This window comes from Methylobacterium dankookense, from assembly GCF_902141855.1.
GTDB lineage: Bacteria > Pseudomonadota > Alphaproteobacteria > Rhizobiales > Beijerinckiaceae > Methylobacterium > Methylobacterium dankookense.
Map to the genome: position 1 here is coordinate 1 of NZ_CABFVH010000112.1, position 1,810 is coordinate 1,810.

Sequence of the window (1,810 nt, forward strand, 5' to 3'; positions counted from 1 at the left end):
TCGCCACGCGCTACGACAAGGACCCCGACAACTTCCTCGCCAGCGTCAAGCTCGCAGCCCTGCGGGTCTGGCTGCGAACTTAATGAGTCCGCGACCTAGAGCATTGTCCGCGGAAGTGGTTGCCGGTTCCGCGAAAGAAAATGCGGCACAATCAATGAGATAGAGCATTTTCCGTGATCCAAGGATCACGGAAAATGCTCTAAGGCGAGGGCTGGCAGAAGACGCATGCCGCGATGCTTTTTCTCGACCGGTTTGGGGAGCAAGCGCAGAACCTCGGCTGGACCGACATCGAGCTGTTCGGCGTGCATCCACAGATGGGCACGATCCGGGTCGACCCATGCGGAGCCATCATGCTCGCAGGGAAAGAGGCGCATTGGATGATCGCCGACCGGATCGACTTCGGCAACACGACCTTACCCAGTCGGTGAAGGGCTAACCCCGCCCGCGCGGCGTGCTGATCTGAACATTCAGTCTCTGTTCTCAGGTCCGGAGGCAGCCCGGTGCACCAGCAGCTTGTGGAAGTTCGGTCCTGGGAGGCCGAGTCGATCGCCTTCGACTATTGGGTGGCCGCGTAGGGAGCACCTGGGCGGCGCTGGTGCAGGCGGTCGAGGACGCGCTCACCGATCTGGCTGAAGCCGAGCGCCGCACGCTGCGCCGCGACCGGCTGATCTCACGCGGCAACACTCAAGGCTGCCATCAGTCCATTCACCGCTGGCACTAGGAACAGAGATCGCATCGTTGAGTTTATTTTCTATGGGCACACGAATGCAGCGCTGAGACTCGTCGCTGGGATCATGTGCTTGATATTAAAATCAATTTTGAGAATTCATCTTTGATTTTTCATGCCAATTCCATTGGTTGTGGAATTTATAAGCGGCACTTGTGCATAAAGTGCTAAGCCTTTTCTTGGTCTGATATTCGGCTGAATATGAGACGGCAATTACTACTTGTAACGTTCCTGGCTCCATTCGAATCAATCAAAAACATCGAAGAGATGGGTGGGCTTGTTGTAATTCTGTCCTCCGTAGACGAGCATGCGCATGGCGGCCTCCCGACACTCGATACACTCCTTCCGTGTGGAGCTCAGATAGGCTGTCGAAGCAACATGCATACACCCGATCATACACCCGATCGAATTGAGTATTCAATAATACCCTGATACGCCTTTCGAATAGGTGTAAATCTCATTTCAGGTAACATCGTTGCGGGGCTGATATCCTAGAGTCTGCCCAGAAAATTCGGCTGATCAGCCCAGGCGTTTGACGAGAATCAGGCTGGCCACGGCATATTTTGACGGCTTTGACGGAGACGATCACGGCCTCTGCTCTTTCCGGAGACTTCGGTTGCGGCTGGGCTGAGCGATGAAACGCTCGATCATTCGCCGTCGTGGATGCCCATTGCAGCAGGTGCGGGCAATCATGCGAGCAAGGCTCAGAATGGAGCCGCCCCACATTCTGCGATGGCAGTCCAGGCTTCTGTATGATTTTGTGCCTAACAAGATATGCGAAATTCGTAATTTGACATCCGTCAAGTTCCGCAATGCGATTGCGAGATACGCCGTCAGCGAATCGATTTGTCCGCACGAATATTGATTTCACGAAGCGCATTCGCACAATTGGATCACAATAATCCATTTGTCTGTCAAAACTATCCAATAGTTGTAGAGGGAGGGCGTACAAAATGCTGTTCGCGTCCCCGCCATTCCTGTTCGTATTCCTGCCGTGTGCGGTGCTGGGCTTCTTCCTGATCGGCCGGAGCGGGCGGCCCGCCCTGGCGCTCGGCTGGCTCGCCGCGGCCTCGCTGGTCTTCT

General features: G+C 55.1%; 2 protein-coding genes and 1 pseudogene. All 3 read left to right on the forward strand.

Going from position 1 to position 1,810, the window contains the following annotated elements; all coding sequences use genetic code 11:
- Positions 1 to 83 (forward strand): annotated as a pseudogene (locus tag MTDSW087_RS29750) (IS5/IS1182 family transposase); the annotation flags it as partial.
- A 150-nt stretch (positions 84 to 233) separates the two neighbouring features.
- A complete protein-coding gene (locus MTDSW087_RS29755) occupies positions 234 to 428 on the forward strand; it encodes a hypothetical protein (protein WP_144769387.1) in 195 nt (64 codons plus the stop codon).
- A gap of 167 nt (positions 429 to 595) precedes the next feature.
- Positions 596 to 721: a hypothetical protein gene (locus MTDSW087_RS31290; RefSeq protein WP_280525298.1), complete on the forward strand. Its 126-nt coding sequence runs from the start codon at positions 596 to 598 to the stop codon at positions 719 to 721.
- The last annotated feature ends 1,089 nt before the right edge of the window (positions 722 to 1,810 follow it).